Origin of the sequence: Selenomonas sp. oral taxon 136 (assembly GCF_001554015.1) — a bacterium.
Lineage (GTDB): Bacteria > Bacillota > Negativicutes > Selenomonadales > Selenomonadaceae > Centipeda > Centipeda felix.
Genome location: NZ_CP014239.1, coordinates 1239084 through 1260044, shown reverse-complemented (window position 1 = coordinate 1260044; position 20961 = coordinate 1239084). Strand labels below are relative to the sequence as shown.

Annotated in this window: 27 protein-coding genes; all 27 read right to left on the bottom strand. The window is 55.9% G+C overall.

Features of this window, described 5'->3' with window-relative positions:
• Nucleotides 1-8: 8 nt before the first annotated feature.
• The 27 genes from AXE86_RS06095 to AXE86_RS05970 all read right to left on the bottom strand — a co-directional run bounded on the left by AXE86_RS06095 (nucleotide 9) and on the right by AXE86_RS05970 (nucleotide 20951).
• The gene (locus AXE86_RS06095; protein ID WP_061945609.1) at nucleotides 9-749 is read right to left on the bottom strand and encodes a phage tail protein I; all 741 of its coding nucleotides are present in this window, start codon (nucleotides 747-749) and stop codon (nucleotides 9-11) included.
• Nucleotides 742-1860 (bottom strand): baseplate assembly protein, encoded by a 1119-nt coding sequence (locus AXE86_RS06090; protein ID WP_061945607.1) that lies wholly within the window; start codon nucleotides 1858-1860, stop codon nucleotides 742-744. The genes AXE86_RS06095 and AXE86_RS06090 overlap by 8 nt, the downstream gene beginning before the upstream one ends.
• A complete protein-coding gene (locus AXE86_RS06085) occupies nucleotides 1847-2167 on the bottom strand; it encodes a GPW/gp25 family protein (protein ID WP_061945605.1) in 321 nt (106 codons plus the stop codon). The genes AXE86_RS06090 and AXE86_RS06085 overlap by 14 nt, the downstream gene beginning before the upstream one ends.
• Nucleotides 2164-2718, bottom strand: coding sequence for a phage tail protein (locus tag AXE86_RS06080; RefSeq protein WP_061945603.1), 555 nt, complete (start codon nucleotides 2716-2718; stop codon nucleotides 2164-2166). The genes AXE86_RS06085 and AXE86_RS06080 overlap by 4 nt, the downstream gene beginning before the upstream one ends.
• 1 nt (nucleotide 2719) lies before the next feature.
• Nucleotides 2720-3040 carry a PAAR domain-containing protein gene (locus tag AXE86_RS12120; RefSeq protein WP_071586069.1) on the bottom strand — a complete coding sequence of 107 codons (321 nt, stop codon included), beginning with the start codon at nucleotides 3038-3040 and terminating at the stop codon, nucleotides 2720-2722.
• Between the two features lie 11 nt (nucleotides 3041-3051).
• Nucleotides 3052-3453, bottom strand: coding sequence for a phage baseplate assembly protein V (locus AXE86_RS06075; RefSeq protein WP_061945601.1), 402 nt, complete (start codon nucleotides 3451-3453; stop codon nucleotides 3052-3054).
• Entirely contained in the window at nucleotides 3443-4456 is a 1014-nt protein-coding gene (locus tag AXE86_RS06070; RefSeq protein ID WP_061945598.1) for a phage late control D family protein, read from the bottom strand. The genes AXE86_RS06075 and AXE86_RS06070 overlap by 11 nt, the downstream gene beginning before the upstream one ends.
• 3 nt (nucleotides 4457-4459) lie before the next feature.
• Nucleotides 4460-4666, bottom strand: a complete 207-nt coding sequence (locus AXE86_RS06065; protein WP_009442506.1) for a tail protein X — start codon at nucleotides 4664-4666, stop codon at nucleotides 4460-4462.
• A complete protein-coding gene (locus AXE86_RS06060; protein ID WP_061945596.1) occupies nucleotides 4659-7748 on the bottom strand; it encodes a phage tail tape measure protein in 3090 nt (1029 codons plus the stop codon). The genes AXE86_RS06065 and AXE86_RS06060 overlap by 8 nt, the downstream gene beginning before the upstream one ends.
• 394 nt (nucleotides 7749-8142) lie before the next feature.
• The gene (locus AXE86_RS06055) at nucleotides 8143-8457 is read right to left on the bottom strand and encodes a hypothetical protein (RefSeq protein WP_061945594.1); all 315 of its coding nucleotides are present in this window, start codon (nucleotides 8455-8457) and stop codon (nucleotides 8143-8145) included.
• Between the two features lie 63 nt (nucleotides 8458-8520).
• Nucleotides 8521-9084 carry a phage major tail tube protein gene (locus tag AXE86_RS06050; RefSeq protein WP_061945592.1) on the bottom strand — a complete coding sequence of 188 codons (564 nt, stop codon included), beginning with the start codon at nucleotides 9082-9084 and terminating at the stop codon, nucleotides 8521-8523.
• 16 nt (nucleotides 9085-9100) lie between these two features.
• A complete protein-coding gene (locus tag AXE86_RS06045; RefSeq protein WP_061945590.1) occupies nucleotides 9101-10549 on the bottom strand; it encodes a phage tail sheath family protein in 1449 nt (482 codons plus the stop codon).
• A 2-nt stretch (nucleotides 10550-10551) separates the two neighbouring features.
• Nucleotides 10552-10890 carry a hypothetical protein gene (locus AXE86_RS06040; RefSeq protein WP_039980878.1) on the bottom strand — a complete coding sequence of 113 codons (339 nt, stop codon included), beginning with the start codon at nucleotides 10888-10890 and terminating at the stop codon, nucleotides 10552-10554.
• 1 nt (nucleotide 10891) lies between these two features.
• Nucleotides 10892-11377 (bottom strand): hypothetical protein, encoded by a 486-nt coding sequence (locus AXE86_RS06035; protein ID WP_061945588.1) that lies wholly within the window; start codon nucleotides 11375-11377, stop codon nucleotides 10892-10894.
• Entirely contained in the window at nucleotides 11374-11949 is a 576-nt protein-coding gene (locus AXE86_RS06030; protein WP_061945586.1) for a phage tail protein, read from the bottom strand. The genes AXE86_RS06035 and AXE86_RS06030 overlap by 4 nt, the downstream gene beginning before the upstream one ends.
• The gene (locus AXE86_RS06025) at nucleotides 11946-12293 is read right to left on the bottom strand and encodes a hypothetical protein (protein ID WP_061945585.1); all 348 of its coding nucleotides are present in this window, start codon (nucleotides 12291-12293) and stop codon (nucleotides 11946-11948) included. The genes AXE86_RS06030 and AXE86_RS06025 overlap by 4 nt, the downstream gene beginning before the upstream one ends.
• On the bottom strand, nucleotides 12293-12619 hold the full coding sequence (locus AXE86_RS06020) for a DUF2190 family protein (RefSeq protein ID WP_061945583.1): 327 nt from the start codon (nucleotides 12617-12619) through the stop codon (nucleotides 12293-12295). Before AXE86_RS06020 ends, AXE86_RS06025 begins: the two co-directional genes overlap by 1 nt.
• A 14-nt stretch (nucleotides 12620-12633) precedes the next feature.
• A complete protein-coding gene (locus AXE86_RS06015) occupies nucleotides 12634-14124 on the bottom strand; it encodes a phage major capsid protein (RefSeq protein ID WP_335338512.1) in 1491 nt (496 codons plus the stop codon).
• Between the two features lie 363 nt (nucleotides 14125-14487).
• Nucleotides 14488-16008, bottom strand: coding sequence for a phage portal protein (locus tag AXE86_RS06005; RefSeq protein ID WP_061945577.1), 1521 nt, complete (start codon nucleotides 16006-16008; stop codon nucleotides 14488-14490).
• On the bottom strand, nucleotides 16005-16208 hold the full coding sequence (locus AXE86_RS06000) for a hypothetical protein (protein WP_061945575.1): 204 nt from the start codon (nucleotides 16206-16208) through the stop codon (nucleotides 16005-16007). The genes AXE86_RS06005 and AXE86_RS06000 overlap by 4 nt, the downstream gene beginning before the upstream one ends.
• A gap of 68 nt (nucleotides 16209-16276) precedes the next feature.
• Nucleotides 16277-18094 (bottom strand): phage terminase large subunit family protein, encoded by a 1818-nt coding sequence (locus AXE86_RS05995; RefSeq protein ID WP_157064424.1) that lies wholly within the window; start codon nucleotides 18092-18094, stop codon nucleotides 16277-16279.
• Nucleotides 18066-18584: a hypothetical protein gene (locus tag AXE86_RS05990; protein WP_061945571.1), complete on the bottom strand. Its 519-nt coding sequence runs from the start codon at nucleotides 18582-18584 to the stop codon at nucleotides 18066-18068. Before AXE86_RS05990 ends, AXE86_RS05995 begins: the two co-directional genes overlap by 29 nt.
• 158 nt (nucleotides 18585-18742) lie before the next feature.
• Nucleotides 18743-18943, bottom strand: coding sequence for a hypothetical protein (locus AXE86_RS12710; RefSeq protein ID WP_157064423.1), 201 nt, complete (start codon nucleotides 18941-18943; stop codon nucleotides 18743-18745).
• Nucleotides 18944-18991: 48 nt separating this feature from the next.
• A complete protein-coding gene (locus tag AXE86_RS05985; protein ID WP_061946956.1) occupies nucleotides 18992-19405 on the bottom strand; it encodes a DUF1492 domain-containing protein in 414 nt (137 codons plus the stop codon).
• 4 nt (nucleotides 19406-19409) lie between these two features.
• Entirely contained in the window at nucleotides 19410-20153 is a 744-nt protein-coding gene (locus AXE86_RS05980) for a rolling circle replication-associated protein (RefSeq protein ID WP_198145242.1), read from the bottom strand.
• Between the two features lie 176 nt (nucleotides 20154-20329).
• Nucleotides 20330-20557: a hypothetical protein gene (locus AXE86_RS05975; protein WP_157064421.1), complete on the bottom strand. Its 228-nt coding sequence runs from the start codon at nucleotides 20555-20557 to the stop codon at nucleotides 20330-20332.
• Nucleotides 20558-20594: 37 nt separating this feature from the next.
• Complete coding sequence (locus tag AXE86_RS05970; protein ID WP_061945565.1) at nucleotides 20595-20951, bottom strand: DUF4406 domain-containing protein; 357 nt, start codon at nucleotides 20949-20951, stop codon at nucleotides 20595-20597.
• Between the last annotated feature and the right edge of the window lie 10 nt (nucleotides 20952-20961).

Sequence of the window (20961 nt, the reverse complement as noted above, 5' to 3'; positions counted from 1 at the left end):
GCTCCTTTCTAGGTCTGTGTGACCTCAAGCACCTTGTGTATGCTTCCTGCACCGCCCGCATAGAGCGTGCTGCCGATCGCCGCGTCCTGCACTGTGTCGGGATAGACCTCGTATGCCGTGTGCGTGGAGACTGCTGCGCCGATATAGTGCCGCGCCTCGGCCGTCGCGTCCGTGATCTCCGCCGGGCGTATCTCGTAGGTTGTGTGGATGGTTGGTGCGGAGGCGTAATACATATCATTCTGTGCTTCGCGTCGGAATCTAAGTTCGTCCAACACGGAGCGCACATTCTTTGACGCATTGACGACTGCAAGCAAATGTGCCGTATCATCCTGTGTTATATTTGGCGCGGTCAAAAGGTCAATGCGGAAATGATACGGCTCGCCGCCATACTCGAACCATTCCGTTACAACACCACCCTTGAAAACGGTCTGCGCCATTTTCTCAACGGCGGCTTTTGTCCCTTTGATACGATGCCATGCGATAGACTCACGCACGAGCTGACGTTTTGTTGCGATGTCGGCAGACGGCTCATAAAAATCGACATGCCACTCCCAAGCAAGGAGGTCAACGACCTCCTCCGGCAGCTCGTCGAAACGTGGCAAGTGCAGCACCTCAACACACGATGCAATAAGCCGCTGCAGTTCATCATCCACTGCCTTTGCTGCAGCGTATACCTTTTCATCTGCCAGCAAATTTTCCGGCAGAATATCCAGCAGGGACAAATGGTCAATTATTTTGATATCAGCCATCTTCCAGTCCCTCCAATGTGACCGTCCGAACGTCAGCAATAGCTACAGCTCCGATCCCTACGGGCGTAAATATCGGCTCTGTAATCTCTGCACGCTTTGCTCCTGCCGCGCGTATGCGGTAGTATAGCTCCGTCGGGTTGATATCCCGCCCGAGCTTTTCTTTCTGCCATGCCGCAAAGTCTGTCACTGCCTCATTCACGCGTTTTTCAATGGCAGCAGACGCCACAGCGTCGCTACGGTCAATCCAGTACCGCATGCGAATGTTGTATTTGATAACCGTCGGCGCTTCCACTTTTATCATGTCGGTCAGCGGGCGCACCTTGTCATCATTGAGCGTATCCCGCACGGCTTTCAGTATCTCAGCCCCCGGTAGGGCACCGCCTTTGAGAAGCGGACGAATCAGGACCACACCGGGACCACCATTCTCAACACTCACATCACTGATCAGAGCGCTTGCTTTCTTCGCAAAATACGCATAGGCTCCCGTTGGCCCCGCCGTTGAAAACTGCTCCGGTGCCTCATGAATGCGCTCGCGATAGCTGTCATCGCTCTCCACATCCGCGCCGCCCTCTGTCATCGTCGTATTCGCCGCCGAGACAAGAAACGGCACAGGATCCACAATCGTCTTGAGTTCGCCCGCCGCGTATCCATTCCCGAGTTTTCCCGTAACCGTACACGTTGCAGCACCAAGCGCCGATGTTTCGCCTTTTGGGATGATAACCGGAGCATCCAGTGCGAACAGCACGCCGTCCCCTGCTGTGACACGTAGCCCTTGCGGGATGCTCGTCGCCATCTCACGTGGCGCAGATAGGATGAGTTTCAGCGTTGTATGTGCCGCTGATGCCGCGATCCGCTCCGTTCCAACAAGTGCGCCTTTATGCTCAAGGTAGTCTCCTCTTGTATAGGCAAGCAGATTCATCTTTGCCGTATCGTCGATAAGACCGCGCTCCTGCACGATGATTGCCGCCACGCCGAGCAGAATCAATCGGAGGGGATCTGCGCGCGCAAGTTTTCGCTGCAGCAGTCGCTCAACGGTTCCGATGATATTGGATTCGATCAGGTCAGGAGCTCTCTCTGCAAAGGACACATCCGGCAAATCACGCAGTTTCATCTCTCAGCCTCACTTTCACAATAGGCGTCAGCACGCCCTCTTTGCCGTCGCCGTGATAGTTCACGCTGACAACCTGCGCCCGTGGTTCATAACGGTGCACAGCAGCGACGATCATACTCGTATAGCGTGCCTGCGCCGCAGGTATCGGCAGATCGACCAGCTCTCCTGAGATGCCAAAATCTCGATCCATCGGGACGGACTTTTTGAGCGTAGTGAGTACCGTCCGCACATTTTGAAGAATTTCCGCCGTTCTGGACGATGGCGCAAAGTCTATTGCGCCGACTTCCTGCATTACATCATAGGTCACGTTGCCGTCCCTCCTTCCTGCGCTGCGTCATATATGACAGGAACGTATTCTTTCAGTGTCACTTCCACCTGCGATACGAGGATCCGACCGCCATGGTCAATGCGTTCCGCACTCTCCCCGACGCTCTCAATCACCCACATGTGTGCGCCGATCGGCGCACTGCCAAAGACGAGATACATCGCTTCCCCCTTCTCACAGAGTTCCCGCAGCCGCTCTGTCTCCTTTGCGGGTGACACACCGAGCTCCACATGAAAGGTCATGGAAAATGTGATCTCTTCCCCGTCCGGGGCAATGTACTCCAAAATCGGCTTTTCCCCGATTCTCTCATGCAATGCGAAACGCGCCTTGGTCGAACGCCGATAGTCACGAAAGGTGCGCACCTCATCCGTGGATACCGTAAAAACGATGTCTCCGAGCGAGCCGATCTGCACGCCCTGAGAGAGCCACGAAAAGCGGCTGCTGAGATCAGAGAGAATGTTATTTCGCAGATTCAGCAGTCGTTTTTCCGTCTGCTTCTTATACGAGCCTATCGCGTTATCCAGAAATGACATACTACCCTCCTACAAATACGTTCCCACTCCCCGTTGTGTGCGTGCCCGACTGCCCACATGACTGACACATCGTCGCATCTCCGATGCGGATCACAGGCCGCCCATTGCAAAATACACTCGCGCTACCTGCAACGCTCGCGAATGTCCCACTATGCGGGCAGTTCGTTGGTCCCGTATCATTCAGCCGATGCAATCCCCGTCCATTGACAAACACATTGCCGCTGGTTACGGTCACCGTCCCCGACCTTCCGTGCGGGCAGCATGGCAGGCCTTTATCGCAGGTGCCCGTCGTCGCATCGCCGCCTCTTACCGCCGATGGCATGTTACACCTCCCTAATTCAGCGAAATTGTCCGCCCGTTGATTACTACGTCACCCGTACACTGGATCGTCAGCCCGCCCGTCGCGCGGTCGAACTCTACAAATGAGCCGTCGGCAAAATCAATGCGGCGTTTATCTGCGCTGTCAGCATTTCCCGCGCCTATTGCGTAATGCGTGCCGAGGATCCATCCCGTTGAGAAATTCTTGTCGTTGCAGGCAAAGAGGCACACGACCTGCTCGCCGATATCCGGCAGCCAGAAATCACGATTGACCTTTCCGCCGCGCGTGAGAATCGGCAGAACAGGTGACGGCGTATTGTCCTTTTCCTCAAACACCACGCGCGCTGCACAGTCGGCAGGAATCACTTCACTCACAACACCGACGCGCACGATGTTTCGCATCGCCTTAGTATCCATCAATCACCCTCCTCAGCTCGATTTTCGATGTGTACCCGCTTCCGATCTCATGTGAACTGCGCATGATGATATACTTTCCATCGTAGACATGGAATCCTTTGAGCATGACTGTGTTGGATGCAAGCAAGGCAAAATCGCCCGTCATACCGAGGGATACCGCGACTTCCTCAAGGTTCTTTTCATGCAGCTTCTTTTTTGCAAGCTTTTCCGCCTCGTCGATGCTCTCCACCTTTTCATTGACTTCCAGCGTTCGCCCCTTCTCACGATGCGGATCTGTAAATGTGTACTCGATGAGCTCTCCCTTGCTGCCGTTCTTGTATTTCACATGGCATGCGCGGTAGATGTTATGGATCGTCATCCGACAATCGAACGACGCGATATTGTCCCGCCCCTTTGTGATCGCCATGACAGGGTCGGCGTTCTCATATTTTGAGATGTCGAACACGACAACCGTCTCATTCGTGACCTTGAGGGCAAGCCCCGCATCCTTGCATATCTTTTGCAGAAATGCGAGGTCTGTCTCCTCCGACTGCTCCGCGCGGTCAATGATCGGATCGTCGGGGGCGTCATAGTAGTGCTGCATCGATGCCCCCTCCGCTATGTCCTGCACGATACGGGAGAGATTCGCCTTCTCCCATGCGCGCGTGCGCTCTACGCCGCGCAGGTCGGTATTATTCGGCACCGAGATCAGCTTTATCTTCGCTTCATTCGGTGGACCCGTATTCGTGATCTCATCGACCTCGAACTTTCCGAACGGCAGTTCACGGTTATCCCCCTCATATTCCCAGTCCGACACCGTGATGCCGATGTCCATGATTGCCCCGCGCTCCGGCAGCCAGTCTCCCTGCCAGAGCTCTTCCCGATCTTCCAACGTGATCTCCGCGCTGTCCGCTTCCCCGCCCAGCACCTCGCGCACAGAAAACGACTTGAGGAATGCTGCGATATCCCGTGATATGTCCACATTGTCATAGGTACATTTGACCTTTGCCCGCCGCGCCTTCATACTCTACCTCCTCCACGGCGGCAGATTCTTTGTGCGCCCGTCTATCGGAATTGGCGGAATAGCCAGCACCGTCCCTGCCGCAAAAATCCCCGTATGCACATGGGCGCGATTGGCGTCTATCAGCAGGTCAACATAGCGACAATCCCCCATCTGTTCGTAGGCGATAAGATCCCATGTATCGCCGCTGCGCGTTGTATATGTGTCAACCAAAAGCCAGACGCCCCCTCTCACGTCGATAGTTTTCCATCTGCTCGGCAAACGTGCGCTGTACCTGCCGTCCTGCATCCATCACCGCTTGTTTGACCTTCTCCGGCGCAGTATCCCCGTTGAAATTCAGTGTAATCGAAATCGGCGGCACACTCATGGCAGGTTCTCCCCCGCCGCGCCCGACAATGGAAAGAGATATGTCGCCCGCGTCTTTTCCGACACCGAGGATTTCGCCCGCCTTGCGCCAAAGCCCGATCGCACGCGGCGAGCCGTCCAGCGGAATCGCCGCCTCGGCGCTGTCCTCTGCGAAGGTCGTAAGGAACGCGCCCTTGCGATAGATACCGCCGCGCGCATTCGCGGCGATTTCCTGTCCGCCGCCTCCACCATCACTGCTGACGAAGTCTTTCACATCCTTGATGATGCCCGTCACAGTGTTCTTTATTCCGCCGAGGATCCTGCCCGCGACATTCGCCAGTGTCCCAAAGATACTGCTGAATATCTCCACGATGCCCGTCCATGCGGTTGTCCAATCCCCCGCGAACACGCCCGTGATAAAGGTGATAATCCCCGTAAGCACGCCGACAAGCCCGTTGATGATATCTACGATGATACCAATCGTCGTTGTGATGACACCGACGGCTATATTCGCAAACGTGATAATTGCGGCGATAATAACACTGCCAAAAATCTCTGCGACCATCATGCCAATGCTGATGATCGTGTCAAACGTCTCACTGTGCTCTGCAAATGCTGCACTCACCTGAGCGAACGCCGCCATAAACGCTGCGCCGATTGCCATGATGCGCGGTGCCACTGTATCCGCAAGCGTGGAAAGTGCCGCCCTCAGGCGGTCAAATACCGGCTGCATCGATGCCCATGCACTCGCACACGCCGTCTGGATCCGTGTCCATAGCTGCACGAAGAACGGCCCCACCTTATCCCAATTGGCGTAGATGAGATACGCGGCCGCCGCAATCGCCATAAGGGCGACGCCCAACGGGGAAAACATCATCGCCATCGACGCTCTGCCAACGGATAGGATCGCCGTCCCGAGCATGCGGAATGCCGCTCCTGCCTTTCCAAGTACGGCAGTCATACTGAAATTCCGTATCATGTTCAGCATGGCAAGACCCGCCGCTTTTGCGCTCTCAACGATTGCCAGCGTTGCGCTCATCGTTACCGTGCGTGCCGCCTGTGCGAATACGACGATACGGGCAAACGCAACCTGTGCGCCATTGACACCGATCATTACCCCCGTACGTATGGCATTCCCGACATTCGCCCACGTAATCGCCCGCAGCCTTGTATAGGTTGCCGCAATCTGCGCGCCAAGCGCACGATACGTTCCTGCACTGGACGCCGCATTGACTGCCGCCATCGCCCGCGCCTGTGCCCACGTTGCCATGGTCAATAGCCGCTGCGCTATAGCTGTCTCCCTCGTTGTCAACAGATAGAGCCGCATGGATGCCGCCGCATAGTTATACACTGCCGAGGCGAGTTGAAATCCCTTCACCGCTACAATAAGAGCGGCAATTGCCGCCCCTGTCTCAACAGCAGCTTTCGTCAGCCCCTCATGTTCTTTGACCCATGCGGAGAGGCCCGCCGCCGCATTTGCACCCCATTTCGCCGCATCAGCAACATAAGGCAGAAAGAGCGTCCCAATGGAGATTGCAGCGCCCTCTACGGCGGATTGGAGCTGGACAATGGCACCCTTCGCATTATCCATCATGACCGCCGCCATCTTTTCGGCTTCGCCGTCGCAGTGTTCCATCTGCGATACGAGGTCATTAAACACCTCGGGACCCGCATCCAGCACATTCAGCCAGCCCGTCGCCGCCTCTGTGCCGAAGATCATCTGCATATAGGCAAGTTTCTCTTCACTGGTCAGCCCCTGCATTTTCGTACGCAGTTCCTGTAATACGGCAACCATTTTGTGCGAGCCTTCCCCGGCGATGTTGTCCATGTTGATGCCGAGCGAGGCTAATGCCGCCGATGCCTCCTGATGCTGCGCGGATACGTCCGACAGCGATATGCCGAGCTCCTGCATTGCCTTGCTTGCCTTCTTCGGCGGGCCCGCAAGTCGCATGAATCCCGCACGCAAGGCGGTACCTGCCTGCGACGCCTTGACGCCCGCATTCGCCATGATGCCCGTGAGCGCCGCCGTCTCCTCCATCGTCGCACCATAGGCGCGCGCAACAGGTGCGGCATATTTCATCGTCTCGCCGATCATCTCGACATTAGTATTCGTGCGCGTCGCCGTGACGGCGAACACATCCGCCATGTGCGATGCCTGATCCGCCGCAAGGCCGAACGCCGTGAGGTCGTCGGAGACGATATCCGCCGTGCGTGCGAGGTCTGTTCCTCCGGCGGCGGCGAGGGCGAGCAGTCCGGGCATACCTGCGATGATCTGCTCTGTATTCCATCCGGCCATACCGAGATAGCTCATCGCCTCCGCCGACTGCTGCGCCGTGAACTGCGTCGTCTCACCGAGGCGGCGTGCCTCTGCTGTGAGTCGCCCGATCTCATCTGTATTGGCGCGCGTGATTGCCTGCACTTTCGACATAGCGGCCTCGAACTTTGCCGCCGTCTCAACAACGCCATAGATCGGTGCGGCTACCATCCCCGCCATAGCAACGGCATTCCCGAATCCCGCTTTTGCATTGGCGAAATTCTCCCCTGCCGCCGCTTTCGCTGCCTGCGCATTCCGCAGCTGATCGGCAGATGCTTTCGTCTGCGCCATCTCTTGACGTAGACGGGCGAGATGCGAGCGGTACTCATCAGCACTCATGCCCGCTGTGCGCATTCCCTGCTGTGCGCGTTCCATCGCCGATTGATACTGACTCTGTGAGATTTTTCCCGCGTCGTATTGCTGCCGGATACGGTCAATCTCGCGTGCGTATGCCTTTACCTGTCCCTGTGATGCCTGCCAAGCCCGCTCGAGACGTTGCTGCTCTGCATTCAGAAAGCGTGTGTTGTCGCTCAGCTGCTGCATGGCAAGAGAACTGCGATTCATCGCCGTCCCAAACGATGCGTTCATCACCGCGCCGATCGCAAACGAGATAGCAAATATTTTCCCCGCTGCCACAAAATCCCCCCCTTTCTGCTATAATAGATTTATCAAATACGACAAGGAGAGTGATCCCAATGCTTGAAAATCCCATTGTCTTTTTCATTTGTATGGTCATCATTGCATTAGCAGTATTCGTTTTCGTTCATCTCTTACTTGCGGCTGTTGAAGTATTCATCGTTCTTCTTGATTTTCTCCTTCGGCTTCTCAATATTCCCTTTGCCGTTCGCGGCGTCCTTAAAAGATGACAAGCTCCCCATAGCAACGCAGAGGCAGCGGCTTATGTCGCTGCCTTTTTATTTGCGTCGTTTCTCCTCCTCGATCACATCCATCCAGCGACGCAGCTCTCTGAGTGTCTGCCTCTGCCAGTAGTCCAGAGAGCCCGCCTTGCGCAGGGCAAAGATGATCTCCCTCAGCTGTTGCGCCGGGTCAGCTCCTCGCCCAAAGACTGCAATAAAAAATTCAGCGTCCTTGTAATGACCGCCGTATAGGTGCGCAGCTTCAGCTTGCGGATCTCCTCGAACGGAACACCCATCGCCGTCGCCGCGAGCCGCGCGCGGAAATTCGCGCTATAGACGATGTCGGGCGTCGGATCACCCGTCATGCGGCAGGCGCGTTCTGCGTTGATGAACGCATTGGAATCCAGCTCATCCAGACGGTTTTCGAGCTCCGTGAAATCGAGTTCCTTCTTCTCCTCGATGACCTCTATATTCTCTTTCTTGTCCATGTCATATCCTCCTAAAAACGTATAGAAAAAGCACCTTCGTCACATGGAAGGTGCTTTTCTCGTTTACAGTCCCAGAGCCTTGCGCACGTCGGCGAGATAGTCCACGCCGTCGACGAAGTGGATATAGTTGAGCTTGTCGATCTCGACCTTGCGCTTGCCGTCGATGGTGATCTTGAGATAGGTCACTTCGAGCGTGTTCTTACTGTCTGTATGATCGGCGGGCTTGAGTGCGCCGAGACTTCCCTTTTTCGGCAGTCCGCGAATGTTGACCTTGACCGCCTGTACCTTGATCTCGCCTGTCGCAGCGTCATACTGCTCGTTCGCCCCGCGAAACTCAAGGTCATGCGAGCGCATGGCGAGGAGCTCGGTCACGTCCTCGTTGATGGTGCGCCAGCTGATCTCCGTCTCCATGCTCTCCGTCTGCCCCGGCGTTGGCATCTCGATCTCGCCGCCGATGCCCGCGCCGGAGATGGTCGCGGTCTTATAGTTGATTTCCGGCAGCGTCACATCCGCCATGCCGAGCTTGCGATTGCCGCCCTTGAACACCTCGAAGTTGACGAGCTTGTCGCGAACGGTGTTCACGCCTGCGAAACGCTGCAGGTCAAACGAAAACTTCTTTTTCTTCATGTGCTATCCCCTCCCCTTAGGAAAACAGCGCCGAGATGTAGCCCGGGTCGTATTCCATGACGAACTCAATATCTCGCGCGGGCGCAGCAGGCGTAAGATAGACGTGGAAGCGGATGATCCCATCCATGAGCTCCGTCGTCGTATTCTCATCTTCGCGGAACTCCACGCGGCCGCCAAGGAGCGCTCCTTTTGCCGTGAGACCATTCAGCCAGATGTTTGCGCTGTCAACGACCGTCTCAATGAGACGCTTATTCGTCGGCTCATCAATCTTGCTCCAGAATGTCGTGACAAGGGTATTCCCCACCCAGTTGAACATGCGGCGGTTGTTGATGAAGTTGTCCTTCACGTCCGTATTCGACGGGTACGCCGCCGTGCGGTTGCCCCAGCTCTTCCATCCTCCGATATAGTTGAGTGCTGTCACAACGCCCTGCCCGTTGAGATATGCCGCCTGCGCAGCGTTCAGGAAAACCTCCGTCCCGTCGGCAAGGCACGCGCCATCCGCCTGAATGGACTTATTCGACGGCGAATAATACGGGATATCGTCATGCTCGCTGTCAATGCGGTTCATGAGAGAAGCAATCTGCGCGGAGAGGTGATATTTCTCCTTGCCCTGCTTTACCAACGGCCAACAGAGAATGCAGTCCTTATCCGCAGTGCTCTTCTCGTTCTTCCACTTGCTCGCAGCGGTGTATGTTTTGACCTCATCCGACGGAATGTCGCAGATGGAAATAGCGTTGAAATGTCCACAGATGTTGTGTTCCTTCGCCCGCATGACCGCCGCCACATTCACATCATGCGACCAGCCCGGCGCGATGATGATGCCGGGGACAAGCCCAAAGCGCGGGAACACCTCATCGATCAGCTCAAGCCCCTCGGTGCGGTTCGTCGCTGCATTCACGCCGCCGATGATATCCACTGCCTTCACCGCTGCCGGATTAAGAGCCGTGTAGCTGAGACAGAGATTCGCCGTCCCGCTCGGAATACCGCCGCCATCCATCGGCGTAATGACGACCTGCCCCGCCGCATCGTATGCCGCCGTATAATCCGTATTCAGCACGAGCTTTTGATGTTCCGCCGTGAGTTTTACCTCAAGCGTGGAGAGCACAACAGGATCCGCCACCGTGACGATGCCGCCTTTCACATCCACCTGCTTATCCTTCACGCTCTTTTTGTGCTTTTCGGGGTCAAGGACATTGACCAGCACAAGCGGTGCCATGTTGAAGAGCGCGAAATGCGTTTTGATCACCTCGGCGAGCGTGTAGTTCTCCCAGTCCTCCGAATACCCGAACACTGCGACTGCTTCCTTGTAGGAATAGCAGAGAACGGGCGTATTCACCGCTGCCGCAGTCTGTGTCAGATGAATCGGTGCCGTGCCGAACGCGACGACCAGCCCGCCGCTTGTCGCGGTCATGGGAACGAGGCTCGTTGCCTGTTCTCTCGTATATACGCCATGTTTATATTCCATGCTTAGACCTCCTTTTCCATCTCAGCCCATGCCAAGTACAGCGGTGTGCCCTTGCGCCTGACCTCTCCCCGTGCCTTTTCCAGCTGCTCTATAGGGACAAAGAGCCGCGCAATGTTCGCGTACTTTGCTCCCGCCTGTTCCACCAGCTCTTTCGGATACCCCCGATAGACTGTGTTGCATTTCAGCCCGTCGGTGAGGCGGTTCGCGCCGATGTAGACATAACACTCTGCTTTGTCCTCCTTTGTCTCCTCTTTCGTCAGAATCGGTGGATTCTGCTTTTCGGCTTTCACGGGCTTTGCCGCCGGCAGTTCTCCCGTGATCTTCTTATCCTCATCACTCATGTCATTCATCCCTTTCTATCCGATGCCAATCCGCCGCCATCTGTTCATTCGGCTGTGCAACGGTATAGGTGAGCGTCGCATAGCCAAACCAATACGGATACGGTTGATTTTCAATCGTCTCAAACTTCGTCGGCAGTACGATGCGGAATCTATTGTCGAGCTTGCGGAAGATCAAAAGGCGTTGGCGCACCCGCTCCATGATGGAGAGCAGGTCACGCCACGCCTCTTTATCCTCGCCGTATACGCCGAACGTCAGCCCGATCACTGCCTCTGCACCGAGTTTATCGGGCTCTGTCACATCCTCCGTCTTCTGCCAGCTGACAACAACGAGCGGATAGTACGTGTCGTCCTTAAATTCATCATCCGGAATGTGCTGCGCATAGACGGAGACTTTCTTATCTGCCTGTCCCTCTGCTTTCATCCGATAATTCGCCGTCGCCGCTTCGACCTCACGGCAGACGGCACTCACAAGCATTGCAGGTATCATCGTCCATACCTCGCCAAGAAGCTATTGACCTCGCGATCGACTGCGCCCGAAAGACGGTCACGGATATGCTCCTCTACATAGTTTCTCACATATCTATTTTCAAGCATATGCGGTACAGATGGCGATTTATACTGCTTAATCGGCATTGACTTGTTACCGTCTTCACGCTCAAATATACCGACATGTCCGCTCTTCATTCGTGCAAGAAAACCATGTGCAAGTGTCCCGCCCTGTCCCCGAATAACCTCGCTATAAAGGTATCTCCCTTTTGGTGGCCGTTTCTTCGGCACGCGCCTCCCGCTTGGGTTGTGCTTGTAATAGATGAGGTCTTGCAAACGCCCCTTCGACGAGAAAATTGCACCGTGTCCAAAGCTCGTGTAGGTGACTTTCATCGTCCCAGAAAGCCGCCCTTTTGAAATCGTATATATCTGCGTAGCTTTTTCGATGGCTTCTCGCTTCACATCTTTGACGGACGCACGCACCGCCCGTTTTGAAACGCGGTCGACCGCCCCGGGGAACTCCCGGAGCATATTCGCCGCCCTCTGCAAGTCACGGTCATCGACCATAATCATGGGAATCCACCTCCCGCACGAAACGCACCCAGGGTAATGGTCAGCATCCCCATATCCTCCGTGCACGTATCCACCGTATAGCGTTTGCCGTCCACCTTGAAATTTGTCCCCTGCTTTGGAATGCGCGGCAAATCGCCCGTCTCGACGCAGACAGTCAAATAGTCGCCATGCAGGCCGTCAGGCGTACGCCGTCCGTCATGCAGCACGGCGTTTCGCTTTTCGGTCATATCCCCCGAGACGACGCAGATGCACGCCGTCCCATCCAGATCATGGTGTTCGCCAAATTCCTCAGGGTTCATAAAGACGCGCGTGAGATCGGCGGCGACCTGCTCCTTAAAGCCCATCAGCCGATGCGGACAAGCGCCGACGTGCCCGCCTGTTCTTTTGCCGCGATCACCGTGCCGGCGGGAACGGTGTTCGCCCCCGATGTGCCTGTGACGGCATTCTGCGTCTTGTCCCAGTAGGCCGCCTGACCGACGTCCAGCTTTTCCGTCAATGCAGGGAGCCGAAACGCCCCGACGATTGTCAACGTCCCCGTCTCTCCCTCCGGAATCTCCGCGAGCGCGACGCCGATGCGCGATACGAGCGGGACGATCTCCATATAGGCGACGTTTGCCGTCACCGTATAGTCGATGTTATCACCGCGCTGGATGTACTCTGCTTTTGCCATGGTTCATGTCCTCCTTATTTGCCTGTGCTCTTCTGAACGCCGCGATAGTCCAGCAGATTGACGCCGACATCCATGTAGATGCGCCACTTGATGCCGAGCGTGTCGAACTGCTCCGCGCGCTCCATCGTCGGTGTGAGGTTGCCGTTAAGGCTCGTGACCTCAATCGTCGGCGCAATGCCTGCCGCCGCGGCGAGATAGAACGCTTTCGCATCCTCAAGCTCCGGCTCAGAAATGACCGTCATCTTATTCGCAAACGGGTTCGGCGTTGCGTTTGCCTTCGTCGGGTCAACCACCGAGCTGATCAGCTGCGCCGCCTGCACCTCAAGCTCCACGGGGCAGATGAGGAAGGCAGGCTGAATGTTGAGGTACTCTGCCCCCTTGATATTCTTCTGCTTCGCCATCGCCGCTTTCATCTTGGCAAGTCCCTCGATTGAGATATCTTCCGCGCAGAGGTTCTTGTGATCCGCATGGAAGAGCTGCGCGCCCTCCACTTTCGGATTGCTCTGCAGCATCTTATAGACCATCTTGTTGATCATGCGCCGTGCCGCCGCGCCGTAAATGGCAGGAAGCTGCTGCAGTGCGCCCATGTCGTCATTGATAATCGCCTGACGCGTCAGGGAAAACATGCGCCCGTAGGTTGCGATGCTCGTCTTTGCCGCGCCCTCGGTGACGCCGCCCGCCTTAAACCCACCGCTCTCGTTCAGCTTCTCCAGCGTGTCCGCTTCACTCAGACGGTAGCGCGTCGCATCCTTGAAGTCCGAATTGCTCCCCTGCGCCGTCCAGAGCTGATACGTCGTCGGTGCGCTCTGATACGCCTGCGCCATACTCTTATGCGCGACGTTCGAGAGGATCCCTGGGAATGCCCCCGTACCCGTCAGTGCTTCACGAACAATCGTTTCGTCATCCATGGCGTGTGTCGATTTGCCAAGCTCACGCTCCACGCACTCAGCGGCGAGGCGCATCATGCGCTTTCCACGGAACTCCTCCGCCCCCGGCGCGCTGTTTTCGACCGCCATCCCCGCACGCATAGCAAGCCCATCCGTCGCCGCCGCGCGGAACTTGTCCATTTCGTCTATCTGCACCGTCACCGGCTGTGCCTTGCGCTCCTGTGCCAGTTTGTCGAGGATTGCTGCGCGAACAGCCTCGACGCTCATACCGTCATTGATGTATGGCACATCGTCCACACCGAACTGACGGCACATCGTCCCGATCTCACGCACGCGGGCGCGCTCCTCGGCGACGGCCGCCTGACGCTCTGCCTCAGCGTTTACCACGGGCGCAGGCTGCGTTACTTCGCGCTCCTGATCCTTGACATCAATCTCATTCTTCTGCTCGTCCATGTTTCCATCTCCATTCTCAACATAACTACGTCCAACTCCTACCGTCGCATCGGCGGGTACGGACACAATCGAAAGCTCGTATGGCGTCCATCGCGTCGCCACCTCACACGGCCCCGTAAACCGCCCGTTACTGCTCTTTGCTCCCGCCTCGACGCTCTCCCACACGTCGACTGCATAGCCGACAGATACCCCCTCAGCGTTCCCGAGCACACCTTCTGGTAGATGCGCTCGCTCTCTTCGTCCTCGTCAAACTGGATCGTGGCGCGCAGCTTGCGCGCCACCTCATCCAGCCGAACATCAAGCACGCGCCCGATCACACGGTCACGGTCATGGTTGAAGAGGACAACGCCGATCTCCTGCAGTCTGCTGAGGTCAACCGCCTCCGCATCGTGCGATAGAATCTCGTTCCCGAACCACCGACGGCACGGCTCTTCACTCGAAAGTGAAAGCTCCGCCTGCCTCACATCGCCGCCATCCTCTTTCTCACGAATGGCAATAGCGTTCGTGTAGATATCACGCCGCTGCGGCTCATTCTTGTTCCTTACTCCCATCTGCATCCTCCTTTTCATCATCTGTGTTATTGACATGATTGCTCTGCGCCGCCTGCACCGTGATCGGCGTATGCACCGAGAGTTTCAGTCCCATCGCCTCGGCGGTCTCCTTCTCCAGTGCCATCTGCTCAAGTTGTTCGCGCCAGTCATAGCCGCGCTCTGCGCACCATTGCGCGAGTGTCTTGCCGCCGTTTTGGATTGCTGCGATATCTGCCTGCACTTCCTTTTGCGGATCAATCCACGACCAACCGGGCGTAACCCACTCAACCGCCTGATATGTTTCCCTGTGCTCGAAATAGTCGGGGATATCAAGACTGCCCGCCATGACGCAGAGATCCATCCATTCCCGATAAATCGGGTCACAAAGATGCGCTGCCATGAACTCCTGCATCGGCTCAAAGGTCTTGCGATCCTCAAGCATCCCCTGACGCGCACTTGAAAAGCTCGACGTATTGAAGTCGCGGCTCATGAGTTCGTAGGAAAGCCCTAGTCCCGCCCCTGCGAGCCGTTCCTGTATCGCTACATAGTCCCGCGCATTGGCAAGGCCACGCGACGGATTCGCCGTCTCGATGCTCTCCCCCGGGGCAAGATAATTCACCATGCCCGGGCGGATGCTCTTCAGGCGTTTCCCCTCCGGATCGCCGCGATTCGCCCCGATGCGCCCCGGCATATTCGGCGCGCCCGTCTGCGTTGTGACGAACACGGAAAAGCACGCCGCAATGCGCGCAGTAATGGTCTCCGCATCAAGATAGTCCTGCGTGTCCTTGAGACGCTTGATGATCGGCGCAAGGTCAGAGATGCCGCGTATCTGGTCAGGCTGACTGCGCGACCAGAGGTGTATGACCTGCGCAGCGGGAACGCGGTCGGGGTTATACTCCACATAGCCATCGGGGCTTTTGCGGTCAATCCAATAGGCAAGCGGGCGCAAATAATCATCCAGCTCCACGCCCGAGCGAATGACATTGTTCGTCTTTGGCGCGTAGATCATAAAGCTGCTGAGCAGGTCAGACTTAATGACCTGTAGTTTCAGCGGATGCCGCCTCTTGCGCGCGACCACCTTCTTGATGAGGATTTCCCCGTCAACGATCTTTCGCCGAAGAAGCATCGCCTGCAGCTCTTCAAAGGTCTGCTGTCCGGTAATGTCGCAGTTCTCCGCCGCCGTCCACTCGCGCCATAGCGTTTCGATGCGCCGATTGAGTGCCTCATCTCCCGTGCGTGCCTGCGGCTTGATGCCCGTCCCGACCACGTTGCGCACGATACCGCCGACGGCCGCGCCCGCAATGTCACTGTTGCGCTCCAGGTACCGCGCCCGTGCCTTGATGAGGTCGCGCTGCGTCTTATCGGTGTTTTCTGTGTCCTCGTTGATCGGAATCCATCCGTCATTGAACCGCGTCACCTCACCCGCCTCGTAGGCGCGCAGGCTCTCGGCGTAAAAGGCGCGACTGCACGCCCAGCGCGGCGAGATTGCCGCAATCGCTTTTTCAATCAGTGGAATCATAGCCGTCCCATTTGGGCAAAGAGCACATCCCCGCCATCCCTGCGCGCAATCTCCGCCTTTAGGGCATTTTCCCGCGCGTAGAGCGTCGCAAGATTCGCCTTTGTGATCCGCCGATTCGCGATGCTGTACTCCTGCGCCCCGCCCTCAATCTCGGCAATGGCCGCCCGTACCTGCTCAAGCTGTGTTTCAAGTGTGTCCAAATGGTTTCACCTCCCTTCAAAAGGTGCATCAAAAAAGCACCTTGCGCCATTTGCAAAGTGCTCTATCGTCAAATCCACTGCCGCCCCACGCCAAGCCAGTCGTTGTCTTTTTCTTCCTGCTCCGGCGATCTGTTTTCCTGTTCCTCTTCCATGAGGTACCGCACGCCGATGATCTCGGCGGCAAGCGCGTTGTTCGTCTCACAGTCGAGGAGATGATTCGCCGCATGCGAGCTGATCTTTTCCCAGACCACGGAGACGCGCCCCTTCTTGTCTTTCTGCTCTACTCTCTGCTCGGCGCAAATCTGATCTGCGTATTCGCGCTCAATGCCCTTGTAGACGTTCCAGCTTCCATGCGCCCCCGCGTCAATCGTCATGCGCGAAGCGATGAAGTTTTTCATCTGATTCGTGTCCATGACGTAGAGACGCAGACCGAATCCCGCCGCCTGTTTATCCAGTATCGTCACCGAATAGCGAGACTTCATCGGCAGACTGGATCCTTTCGACGGCACAAGCACGTCCATGTGCCGGGCGCAGAACGTATACACATCGTCCGTGTTATAGCCCGAGTCGATACACGCAAGATTGACATTTCGTACGACGCCGTTCACATCGGCGTAGTTGCGGTTAATGACCGTCTCAAGATCCGCCCATGTCTCCACGCGCCCCCAGTCGACCAGCCACGATGTCATGTGCGCGCCCCATGCCCGCACGGCAAAATAGAAATGATCGAGCTGCACGTCAATCCCGCAGGTGAGCAGCTGCGCCTCCTCGGGCATTTGCCCGCGCTCGTATGGCAGAGCCTTTTCCATGACCACATCGGATTTTAGCTTGCTGCTCTTGTCCTCCCACGGCTCGGCGAGCCACGAGTTGATAAAGTTCATGAGCAGTGCGGGCTCATCCTTGCTGGATATGAATTTCGCCGCAATGTCTCCGAAAGTCAGCCACGGTGAATAGATAGAGTTGAGATGATAGGCGACCTTGTGTGCGCGCCCCTTAGCCTTCGTCTCGCCCCGCCATTCCCCCATGCGGAGCATTGCGGGCTTGTGACGATCGTCAATCGTCTCATGACAGTGCCTGCATTCGTAGTACGCCGCCATACGCGCCTCGGTCTCATCCGCGCCCTCCGACCATTTGATCTGAGAAAATTCGAGCGTCTGCATCTCCCCGCAATGCGGGCACGGGACAAAATAGCGGTATTGGATATCTGCCGTCTCCCACCCCTGCCATATATTCCCCGTCTTGAGTGTCGGTGTCGAAACCTTGACGATCTTGCGGTTGTAGAACGTCTTTGTACGTTCGGCGGCAAGTTCCAACGGCCCCGCCTCCGCGCCTGTCCATTTCGGGAACTTGTCGATCTCATCGAAGAAGATATAGCGCACGGGACGGCTTGAGAGTTCGGACGGGCTGTTTGCGCCGACGAGGGCAATATACATATTGCCAAGCGAGAGTTCGAGATCTTTGCTCCCGCGCTCATCGAACTTTTCCGCGAGTGCAGGCGATAGTTTTATCATCGGCTGCAGGCGTTTCTCGCTGGTAAATTTCGCGAGCTTCTCCGATGGATAGACAACAAGCATTGGCGCGGGGTCTTGGGCGATTGCGTAGCCGATCATGTTCTGCTCAGCGGCGGTCTTGCCCAGCTGCGTCCCTGCGCAGAATGTGATTTCGTGGATAAAGTCATCGTTGAACGCATCCATGACCGCCTTGAGATATGGCGTTTTCGATGTGTGCCACCGCCCCGGCGCGGCGCTGTCCAATTCGGACAGGATGCGGTATTTGTCCGCCCATTCGGATACGGTGAGTCTTTCGGGCGGCTTCAATATGCCGAGCGCGTCCATAATCCACGGAGGATAGGCAAGCTCATTCCGTTTTTTTCTTCGTTCTGCCACGGTAAAGCCGCCCCTCCGCCATCTCCGTCAGTGCCTCATTGACACGTTTGTCAACCTCATTTTTTGCGGTTTCTGCCGCCTCCATATCGAGCGATGCCAGATTTGACGCGACATGATGCCCCATCGCAAGTAAATTTTTCTTGAGATTTGCCAGCAGACGCGTGAGTTCTTTTCGCACAGTCAAAACGTGCACAAATTCATCCTGCGTAACGCCAAGTTTTATTTTTTCCTGCGCTGCCTTGAGTTCCTTCAAATCCGCTTCTGCTTTGAGTTTGCGGACTTCCGGGCTATCCGTATGCTTGCCGTCAAATCGCCATTCGATCAGTGCCTTGATATTCCATTTCCCGCGCCCTGCTTTCGGCGCGCCTTTTTTCTCCCAACGTGACAAAGTCTCCCGCGAAATTTCAAAGAGCTCGCAGATGTCAGCGGTGGTGAAAATAAATTTAGTTTCTTCTGTCACGCGCACGCGCGAGAGCTTCTCTCTGGACACGCCTCCTTCCTCCTCCTATGTTGTCACGTTGTCAACCCCTTTTTTTCAATTTCACGCAGAGAAGGCCCGAAACTCGCAGACCCGTATCACGCGCGGCTCTCCGTAGTACCTGTGATACCGGGGGGGCTTGATACATTCGCCCGCATAGCGCGGATGCCTCAGCCTCTTCCTCTCTGCTCCTTTGGCCTGCTCCCTTGCCGTACTCTGCGCGTATGCTGTGTCTGTGCCTGTGTTTTCTTCCTGCTCCATGCCGCACGACAGCGCAGATAGTCCTTCAGCGTCATGTATCCCACCTCTACGAAATACCAATCAAAAAGGACACCGCCGCAGCTGTGCCCTCCGAGAATCCGCCTCAGCATCTTCTCTTTTCTCAGCTTATACTATAGCACAGATGCGTTTGTCTTTTTTTATCCACTTTGAATTTTGGAGAAAATCTTTAGTGCTCTGCCGTGAAGCTTATGCACATGATAATAATCATAGTCCATGTTCACGGCGACTTGCTCCCACGACAGCCCGTCCAGATAGCGCAGTATCAGCACCTGCCGATAACGCCCATCTGTGATTCGTTCAATCAGTGCTCGCGCTTCTTCACGCAGTGCGACAAGCGCATCCCATTTCGCATTAAGCCGCTGCGCATATCCGTCAAGTGCGGCGACGGCATCCGATAGGTCGCCGAGCTTTCCGCCGGCGACCTTGTCTTTGTCATACGCTATCCCTTTCAAGTTCAAGATATCCGCACGCGCTTGTGCATATTCCCGCTCCAGTTGTCTCAGCTCCCGCTCTGCGTCACGAACGCGCCAGAGATATTCTTTTGCTGTCACGCTCTCACCCCTTTCCCTCTCGTCTATTCCCATAAGGCGTTTTCTGTTCTATCCGCTCAATGTAGGCAATGGATATCGGATACCCCTCCGCCGTATAGGTGCGATAGGATAGGTCTTTGATGATGCGGTAGCCTTTCGGCGCGACAAGCTCGGGGTTATACGCATCCGCCCGCGTCACCCGTTCTTTTTTCGGCTCGCGCCGCACGAGGTTTCTGCTCGGTTGAATGCGCCCCGATTGGTCTGCGATTTTTTCCTTCGTGAAATAATCCGCCATCTTTTCCGCATCCCGCAGATGCCCGCCGAACAGTTTGATTTCCACGTTGCCATGCGGCCACGCTGCCTTGATTTTCTCTATCCACTTCATCGGCACAGCCGGCAAGAGGATATGCGCATGGGGACGGCCGCCGCCGTTTAGATTCTCCAGCACCGAGATGTACTTGGCAGGAACGCCCGCTTTTTTGTAGATGTCGCGGATCCTCCTCTTGAATCCGTCATTGAATGCTTTCGTGATCATTTCCGCATCCATGAATTCACGGCACGTCAACGTTATGTATAGGTCACCTGTTTCAAAATTATCGATGATGAGACGGGAAAGTTTTTCTGCACGCAGACGACGATTCACGGCAGCTTGTGTCTCTTTCGTGACGTTCTGCTTTTTTGCCCGCTTTTCTCTCGTTGCCGGATGAAGGGGAAGCGCACGATGCGAATAGTATTTCTTGATGATGCCAAATCGTCTGTTCTGTGACATCCAGCTCGATTTCATGTACATACGCCGCCCCGTTCCTCTCTGCTGCATAAATATGTCGGTGTTTTAATTCCTTAATCAAGGGGAAAAGGGGACTGCGCCCCCTTGATTGAAATTTATCTATTATATAGAAGAAATCTGATCGTGATATCGAGAAGTTCCCTCGCTTTGTTTTCTATTTATATATACGTCTCAAGGATAGCGGGATCATCCTGCGGATGACGAATCATTTTGACCATATCCGGTGGAATCGCCGCGCGCACTTCGTCAAGCGTCTCTCGTCCGATGTAGATCATCGGCGACACATACGCCGATTTTCCACCATGCGCGATGATGTGCGCTCTAGCGACGTATCCATGCGGGAAATCCTGCGGATGGTCATACACGGTCACAATTACACTCGCCATGCGGCTTTTGTCTCCGCTTTTGAGTAATCGGCGAAATTCATCGTTTGTCAGCCCCGCATTCATCATTCTTCTCCTTTGCTGTTTCTGCATTGAACTCATTGAGGTATGTGATTTTGATGCCCTTGTGGATGGCATATGCCTTTTCTGCCCTGCATCCTATGGATCGCTCCCATCCCGGGCAAAGAATGATTGCCTCACAGCATGATAGGAGTTCCATGGCGTCAGCGAGTGCCGTACAATAGTCCGTGGTGCCGCCATCGCCGAACATTCCGAGCGGATTCATAAAGCAGATATTCGGATAGCTGGCTTTCAGTTCAGCGCGGATGCGCTCTGCGTCCGCGAGGTTCGCTTCCTCGTTTCCCGTGAACGGGTGAGATATATAGTAACGCTTCATGATGCCCTCC